The organism is Paeniglutamicibacter sp., assembly GCF_046714615.1.
GTDB lineage: Bacteria > Actinomycetota > Actinomycetes > Actinomycetales > Micrococcaceae > Paeniglutamicibacter.
Genome location: NZ_JBKKAP010000158.1, coordinates 1 through 7,773 on the forward strand (window position 1 = coordinate 1; position 7,773 = coordinate 7,773).

At 69.1% G+C, this 7,773-nt stretch carries 7 protein-coding genes; 2 read left to right on the plus strand and 5 right to left on the minus strand.

Annotation, left to right across the window (positions count from 1 at the left end; translation table 11 throughout):
* A partial coding sequence (locus tag ACLQ7E_RS18980; protein WP_411734138.1) for a TRCF domain-containing protein occupies positions 1-1,497 on the plus strand: 1,497 nt, incomplete at its 5' end.
* Between the two features lie 81 nt (positions 1,498-1,578).
* Here the strand turns inward: ACLQ7E_RS18980 and ACLQ7E_RS18985 are convergent.
* From ACLQ7E_RS18985 to ACLQ7E_RS19005, 5 genes are all read right to left on the minus strand, one after another.
* Positions 1,579-2,025, minus strand: coding sequence for a universal stress protein (locus ACLQ7E_RS18985; protein ID WP_411734139.1), 447 nt, complete (start codon positions 2,023-2,025; stop codon positions 1,579-1,581).
* A 286-nt stretch (positions 2,026-2,311) separates the two neighbouring features.
* Positions 2,312-2,560 carry a hypothetical protein gene (locus tag ACLQ7E_RS18990; RefSeq protein ID WP_411734140.1) on the minus strand — a complete coding sequence of 83 codons (249 nt, stop codon included), beginning with the start codon at positions 2,558-2,560 and terminating at the stop codon, positions 2,312-2,314.
* A 51-nt stretch (positions 2,561-2,611) separates the two neighbouring features.
* Positions 2,612-3,289 (minus strand): deoxyribose-phosphate aldolase, encoded by a 678-nt coding sequence (gene deoC, locus ACLQ7E_RS18995; protein WP_411734141.1) that lies wholly within the window; start codon positions 3,287-3,289, stop codon positions 2,612-2,614.
* 90 nt (positions 3,290-3,379) lie between these two features.
* Positions 3,380-5,125 (minus strand): phospho-sugar mutase, encoded by a 1,746-nt coding sequence (locus ACLQ7E_RS19000; RefSeq protein ID WP_411734142.1) that lies wholly within the window; start codon positions 5,123-5,125, stop codon positions 3,380-3,382.
* A gap of 102 nt (positions 5,126-5,227) precedes the next feature.
* Positions 5,228-6,067 carry a purine-nucleoside phosphorylase gene (locus ACLQ7E_RS19005; RefSeq protein WP_411734143.1) on the minus strand — a complete coding sequence of 280 codons (840 nt, stop codon included), beginning with the start codon at positions 6,065-6,067 and terminating at the stop codon, positions 5,228-5,230.
* Between the two features lie 161 nt (positions 6,068-6,228).
* Between ACLQ7E_RS19005 and ACLQ7E_RS19010 the strand changes: the two genes are divergently transcribed.
* Positions 6,229-7,635: an NAD(P)H-quinone dehydrogenase gene (locus ACLQ7E_RS19010; RefSeq protein WP_411734144.1), complete on the plus strand. Its 1,407-nt coding sequence runs from the start codon at positions 6,229-6,231 to the stop codon at positions 7,633-7,635.
* Positions 7,636-7,773: the final 138 nt, after the last annotated feature.

A 7,773-nucleotide genomic window follows, 5' to 3' on the forward strand; every position in this document is an offset into this window, starting at 1 on the left:
ACCAAGGTGCTGGCCGAGCAGCACGTGCGCACGTTCGCCTCGCGGCTGGCGGCCTACCCGCTGCGCGTGCGCGCGCTCTCCTCGCTGCACGGCGCGCGCGCCAACCGCGAGACGCTCGCGGCGCTGCTGGCGGGCACCGTCGACGTGGTCGTGGGCACGCACCGGCTGCTCTCGGACACCTTCCAGTTCAGGGACCTGGGGCTGGTGATCGTCGACGAGGAGCAGCGCTTCGGCGTCGAGCACAAGGAACAGCTCAAGAAGATGCGCACCAACGTGGACGTGCTCTCCATGTCCGCGACCCCGATCCCGCGCACCCTGGAGATGTCCCTGACCGGCATCCGCGAGACCTCCACGCTGGCCACCCCGCCGGAGGAGCGCCACCCGGTGCTCACCTATGTGGGCCCGCGCACCGACAAGCAGATCTCCGCGGCCATCCGCCGCGAGCTGATGCGCGACGGGCAGGTCTTCTTCGTGCACAACCGCGTCTCCTCCATCGACAAGATCGCCTCCGAGCTGCGCGAGCTGGTGCCGGAGGCCCGCGTCGAGGTGGCCCACGGCAAGATGAGCGAGTCGCGGCTGGAGAAGATCATCCAGGACTTCTGGGAGAAGAAGTTCGACGTGCTCGTCTCCACCACCATCATCGAGACCGGCCTTGACATCTCCAATGCCAACACGCTGATCGTGGACCGGGCGGACAACTACGGCCTGTCCCAGCTCCACCAGCTGCGCGGGCGGGTGGGCCGCGGACGTGAGCGCGCCTACGCCTACTTCCTCTGGAACGCCGAGAAGCCGCTGGGCGAAGTTGCCCTGGAGCGGCTGAAGGCCGTGGCTGCACACAACGAGCTGGGCTCGGGCTACCAGCTGGCCATGAAGGACCTGGAGATCCGCGGGGCAGGCAACCTGCTCGGCGGGGAACAGTCCGGGCACATCGCCGGCGTCGGCTTCGACTTGTACCTGCGCCTGGTCGGCGAGGCGGTGGCCGACTTCAAGGGCGAGGCCGACGAGAAGACCGCGGAAATGAAGATCGAGCTGCCGGTCAACGCACACCTGCCGCACGACTACGTGCCCGGGGAACGGTTGCGCCTGGAGGCCTACCGGAAGATCGCCGCGGCCACCGACTTCGAGGGGCTCGAGGACGTGCTGGCCGAGCTGGTTGACAGGTACGGGCAGCCGCCGGCGCCGGTGGTGAACCTGCTTGAGGTGGCGCGGATCCGTATCCGGGCCCGGACCCTGGGGCTGACCGACGTGGCGATGATGGGGAACATGATCAAGTTCGCCCCCGCAGCCATCGCCGATTTGCCGGACTCTCGGCAGCTGCGCCTGGCGCGGATGTACAAGGGCGCTGCCGACAAGCCGGCGCTGGGTGCCATCGTGATCCCCAAGCCGCTTTCTTCCCCGATCGGGGGCCGGGACCTGGTGGACGAGAAGATCCTGGAATGGGTCTCCGGGGTGCTGGGCAACATCTTCGAGGTCGAGGCGCCGCGCGCCAAGGTGTAGCCGCCACCGAGGGCCCTGCGCCCAAAAGGCGGATGCCGGGTGCGTGCCCCGAAATGGGGGCAAGCACCCGGCATCCGTGTATCAGTGGTTGTCAGAGGGGGTGGTTTCGCCGTGGTGGATCAGCACCGGGCACTTGGCGTGCGCTGCCAGCGAGCTGGACACCGAACCCAGGACCAGTCCCTTGAAGCCGCCGCGTCCGCGCGTGCCCAGGACGAGCATTGCCGCGTCCTTGGAGGCCTCGATGAGGTTGGGTGCAGCCGGTCCCATGACCACCTTGCGCGCCAGGTTTGCCGGGACTTCCTGGCCGAAGGCCTGTTCGATGGACTTCTCCAGCGAGTCGCGGGCGTCCTGCTCGGGTGCCCAGTCGGGGGTGTAGTCCTCCAGTGCGATGCGCGGAAGCCACGAGGAAAGTGCCACCAGGTCGTGGCCCAGGGACCCGGCCAGGGTGGCGGCGTAGCGAAGGGCACTGATTGATTGCGGCGACCCGTCAATGCCGACAACGACGGTGCTATGTGGAGTATTTTCCATGGTGAAGCGCTCATTTCCTCAGTCGGGGACGGTAATCCGGCGAAAGCCTTGCGGCGTCCGCTGGACTTCATCCTACACGCGACGACCCGCGCTTTTCTACGGCTTGTAGAAATGAAGGCGGTGCCCTTCGCGCCCGGCTGTCCGGCGGCCTGGATCTGGTCGGAAAGCGCCCGGAAGCGGCATGCAAAAAGGGAGGCGGGCGCCGCGTGCAACCGAGTCCGCACGGGGTGCGGATTGCGGATGCTGCGCGGTGCCCGCCTCCCTCAGCGGGAGACGCCGGTGGCGTCTATTCCTGCTGCGAGGACGTCTTCGCCGGGTTGCGGTCGGACATGCCCAGGATGTGCTGCGGGACGCCGAAGGCCAGCATGGCCAGCACCAGGCAGGAAATGCCGGGAATCCAGGCGTTGTCCAGCGACCAGTACGAGAGCGCGTAGATGGCTCCGACGAACAGGACGAAGAACACCACCAAAGCGATGACGTTCCCGACCAAGTGGCCCTGGCCCGAGTGGGCTACGTTCTTGCCGTTCGAGTACACAGCGAATCTCCTAAAAATGATCTGGTTTCAATGCGCGTGCGAGATACGAGATCAGTAGCCCTCGGCGCCTTGTTCACCCTCCACAATAGCAACTCCCGAGCTGGAACCAAGACGCGTGGCGCCGGCGGCGATCATGGCATGCGCGGTTTCCAGCGAGCGCACGCCGCCTGAGGCCTTCACGCCCATGTCCGGCCCCACCGTCGCGCGCATCAGCGCCACATCGGCCAGCGTCGCCCCGCCGCCGGCAAAACCGGTGGAGGTCTTCACGAAGTCGGCGCCTGCCAGCACCGACGCGCGGCAGGCCAGCACCTTTTCATCGTCGGTGAGCAGCGCGGTCTCGATGATGACCTTCAGGATCGCCCCGCCGGCGTGCACCGCTTCGGCAATGGCGGAGATGTCCGCCACCAGGGCTTCCTCGTCCCCTGCCTTGGCGGCGGCGATGTTGATGACCATGTCGACCTCGTTGGCGCCGTCGGACACCGCGGTGCTCGCCTCAAAGACCTTGGCGGCGGTGGGGGTGGCACCGAAGGGGAAACCGATGACCGAGCAGGTCAGCACGCCGGAGTCCGCGAGCGCGGCGCTCACGGTGGCGACCCAGATCGGGTTCACGCAGACGGACTTGAACTTGTATTTCACGGCCTCGGCGCAGATGCGGGCCACGTCGGAGGCCGCGGCGTCGGGGTTCAGGATGGTGTGGTCGATGTACGAGGCGATGTTCTGGCTGCTCATGGCGTGTTCTGTGGCTCCTGGTCGTGAGGGGGGTTGATGTGCGTGGGGGAGGGGTGCGCAAGCGGCGGCGGCTTGGCCGCCCTGCTGTGCCTACCGGTTCAGCAGGCCGGCGAGTTCCTGCTTGATGGCCTCGAGCCGCGCGGTGCCGGCGGCGCGGGCCGCCGGCAGGTCTCCGCGTCCGGCGACCGGGGAGAGGACCTCGAGGTAGCACTTGAGCTTGGGCTCGGTGCCCGAGGGACGCACGATCACCCGGGTGTTGGCCGCGGTCACAAAGAGCAGCCCGTCGGTGGGCGGCAGGTTCGCCCCCAGGGACAGGTCCTCGAACCCGGTGACGGCCTCCCCGCCCAGTGCTGCAGGCGGGGCGACACGCAGCGATTCCATCATGGTGTCCAGCAATCCCAAATCCGCCACCCGCACCGAGAGCTGATCGGTCTGGTGCAACCCGTGCGCCAGCGCCAGGGCATCGAGCACCGCCGGCAGCGAGGAGCCGGCGGCCTTGAGCTCGGCTGCATAGTCGGCCAGCATCAGCGCCGCGGACATGCCGTCCTTGTCGCGCACCAGGGAAGGGGCCACGCAATAGCCCAGCGCCTCCTCGTAGCCGAAGGCCAGGGAGGGCACGCGGGAAATCCACTTGAAGCCGGTCAGCGTGTTCTCGTGGGCCAGGGAATGGGCCGCGGCGATTGAGGCGAGCATGCGCGAGGACACGATGGAGTTCGCCAGCACCGCCCCGTCGGAGGCGCTGGCGGCGCTGCGGTCGCCCAGCAGCCACCCGACCTCGTCCCCGCGCAGCATCCGCCAGCCGGTGTCCGGGAATCTCACCGCCGCGGCGCAGCGGTCGGCGTCCGGGTCGTTGGCGATGACCAGGTCGGCATCGGTGTCCGTGGCCAGGGCCAGGGCCAGGTCAAGGGCGCCGGGCTCCTCCGGGTTGGGGAAGGCCACGGTGGGGAAGTCAGGGTCCGGTTCGGCCTGCTCTGACACCAGGCGCACCCGGGAAAAACCGGCGCTGCCCAGCGCCTGTGCCATGGTGTGCCCGCCGACCCCGTGCATCGGGGTGAGTACGATGCGCAGGTTCTCCCGCGCGGCGGTGATTGGGTCGCCGCCCAGCCCGCCGGCCGCCGGGACGACGCCGGCGATGGTGTCCAGGTATCCGCCTTCGATGTCCCCGGGCTGCCCGGCGCCGGGCAGCACGCTCCAGCCTTCCGTGGCCAGGGCGATGTCCGCCATGGGTTCGTCGTGCTGGATCTGCGCGGCGATCTGCGCATCGACAGGGCTGACGATCTGGGCTCCTTGGCCCCACCCGCTTTCCGCGCGCCCGCCGAGGTAGACCTTGTAGCCGTTGTCGGCCGGCGGGTTGTGGCTCGCGGTCACCATGATCCCGGCCTCTGCGCCCAGCTCGCGCACGGCCCAGGCCAGCACCGGGGTGGGCAGGGCCGAGGGCAGCAGCTGCACCTCGATGCCCGCGGCCGTGAGCACGGCGGCGGATTCGCGCGCAAAGACATCGGAATTGTGCCGGGCATCAAAGCCGATGACCGCCCGCGGGGTGTAGGTGCCCTCGGCAGCGGCGAGCAGGAAGCGCCCGATGCCGGCAGCGGTGCGGCGCACGACCATGGAGTTCATGCGGTTCGGGCCCGGCCCCAGCTCGGCACGCAGCCCCGCGGTCCCGAACGCCAGGAAGCCGGCAAACCTGTCGGCCAGCTCGGAGGCGGCCGCCGCGTCCCCGGCTGCAGCGGCGGCGCACAGCCCGCGCAACGCCGCCGCCGTCACCGGATCAGGGTCCTGGGCGGACCACGCCGCGGCACGCTCGAGCAGGTCGGCGTCGATCTTGTGGGTGCTCATCTGCTGTGGTGGGTCCTTCTGCTGGGCCGGGCCGCCGGGTGTGGCGGGGGTCCGGGATCTGGGCTGTGGCCGGGGGTGCGCCGCAACGGACGTGCCGGGGGGCTAGAGCTTGGCGACGATGTCGGCCAGCAGTGCGGAAATCCGCGGTCCGGCGGCCTGCCCGGCCTCGATGACCTCTCCGTGGCTGAGGGTGGTCTCGGAGATGCCGGCGGCCAGGTTGGTGACCAGTGAGATCCCGAAGACCTCCATGCCCGCGTGGCGCGCGGCGATGGCCTCCAGCGCGGTGGACATGCCGACCAGGTCCGCGCCGATCACCTTGGCGTATTGCACCTCCGCGGGGGTCTCGTAGTGCGGGCCGGTGAACTGCGCGTAGACGCCCTCATCGAGGCTCGGGTCCACCTCGAGGGCCAGGGTGCGGATGCGCGGGGAGTACAGGTCGGTGAGGTCCACGAACGTCGCCCCCTCCAGCGGGGAGGTGGCGGTGAGGTTGATGTGGTCGGCAATCAGCACCGGGGTGCCCGGGGTCCAGGCCGGGTTCAGCCCGCCGCAGCCGTTGGTCAGCACCAGGGTCTTGGCCCCCGCGGCCGCGGCGGTGCGCACCCCGTGGACCACGGCGCGCACGCCCTTGCCCTCGTAGAAGTGGGTGCGGGCACCGAGCACCAGCACGCGCTTGCCGCCGGCGGTGAGCACCGAGGAAATCGTTCCGGCGTGCCCGGGCACCGCGGCGGCGTGGAAGCCCGGCAATTCGGTGGCGTCGATGCGGTGGGTGGTTTCGCCGATCAGGTTCGCCGCCTCGCCCCAGCCGGAGCCAAGCACCAGCGCAATGTCGTGGTTCGGGATGCCGGTGAGTTCGGCGATCTTGGCGGCGGCGGCGTTGGCCAGGTCAAAGGGGGCAGATTCGTTGTCGATCACGGGGTTAAACCTACCGGCGGATCCCCGCATTGTCAGGTGGCGGGCGCATGGCCACCCCGCGCGCGGGTCCGGCGCCGCACGTGGGCACCGTCCAAGTCCGGGGGATCGCGCCGGCACCGTGCCCCACTGCCGGGCCCCTGCCCGCGTGTGCGGTGTGCACTTGGCTGCGCAGTAGGGAAGAATGAGTGATCGTGAGTGCACAACGCGATATCAGTTCCCCCAGGCTAGTAATTCTCGGCGGAGGCCCCGGCGGCTACGAGGCCGCGATGGTAGGTGCGCACCTTGGTGCGCAGGTGACCATCGTCGAACGAGCGGGCATGGGAGGCTCGGCGGTGTTGACCGACGTCGTCCCGTCCAAGACCCTGGTTGCCACGGCCGACGCCATGCGTCGGGTCACCGGTGCGCGCGAATTCGGTGTCCAGGTCGGCGAACCTGGCACCCTTGCCGTGGCCGACCTGTCGGTCATGAATGCCCGACTCATGGAGCTGGCCAGGGAGCAGTCCTCGGACATCCACATGGGCCTCGAGCGAGTGGGAGTGCGCGTGGTCATCGGCGAGGGCAGGTTGCTTGATGCCTCCACCGTCGAGGTCGTCCGAGCCGACGGCAGCACGGAGAACATCCCCGCCGACGCCCTGCTGATTGCCGTCGGGGCCCACCCGCGCGAATTGCCCACCGCGATTCCCGACGGCGAACGCATCTTCAACTGGACCCAGGTCTACAACCTGAAGGAAATCCCCGAGCACCTGATCGTCATCGGTTCCGGTGTCACCGGTGCCGAATTCGCCTCCGCCTACAACCTGCTGGGCACCAAGGTCACCCTGGTCTCCTCGCGTGACCGCGTGCTGCCGGGCGAGGACGCGGATGCCGCCGAGGTCCTCGAACAGGCATTCAAGAACAACGGCGTCAACGTGGTGGCCAAGTCCCGTGCCGAGGCCGTGGAACGCGTCGGCGACACGGTGAAGGTGACCCTGGGCGACGGACAGGTCATCGTGGGCAGCCACTGCCTGGTGGCAGTCGGCTCGATCCCGAACACCGCCGGCATCGGCCTGGAGGAAGCGGGCATCAAGCTCACCGAATCCGGCCACATCCAGGTCGACGGCGTTTCGCGCACGACCGCCGGCAACGTGTACGCGGCAGGCGACTGCACCGGCGTCTTCGCGCTGGCCTCGGTCTCCGCCATGCAGGGACGCATTGCCATGGCGCACCTTCTGGGCGACTCGGTGAAGCCGCTGAAGCTCACCGAGGTCTCCTCGAACATCTTCACCTCCCCGGAGATCGCCACCGTGGGTGTCACCGAGAACATGGTCGCCGAGGGCAAGTACCAGGCGGACATCATTAAGCTGGATCTGGCCACCAACGCGCGCGCCAAGATGATGAACGTGAACCAGGGTTTCGTGAAGATCATTTCGCGCCGCGGCTCCGGAACCATCATCGGCGGCGTCGTGGTTGCCCCGCGAGCCTCCGAGCTGATCTTCCCCATCGCCCTGGCGGTGCACAACAAGCTGCACGTCGATGACATGGCGGAGACGTTCTCGGTCTACCCCTCGCTCTCGGGCTCCATTTCCGAGGCCGCGCGCCGCCTGCACGTCCACCTCTAGCGCCAACGGGGATGGCCGTCCGCGCCTCCTCAACCGCATGGCAATCGGCCGCCCCCCCCCGCCGGGGGGGGGGGGGGGGTGGGGGGGGGGGGGGGCGCGCGCCCCGCGCGCGCGGGGGCGCGGGCCGGGTGCGGGGTT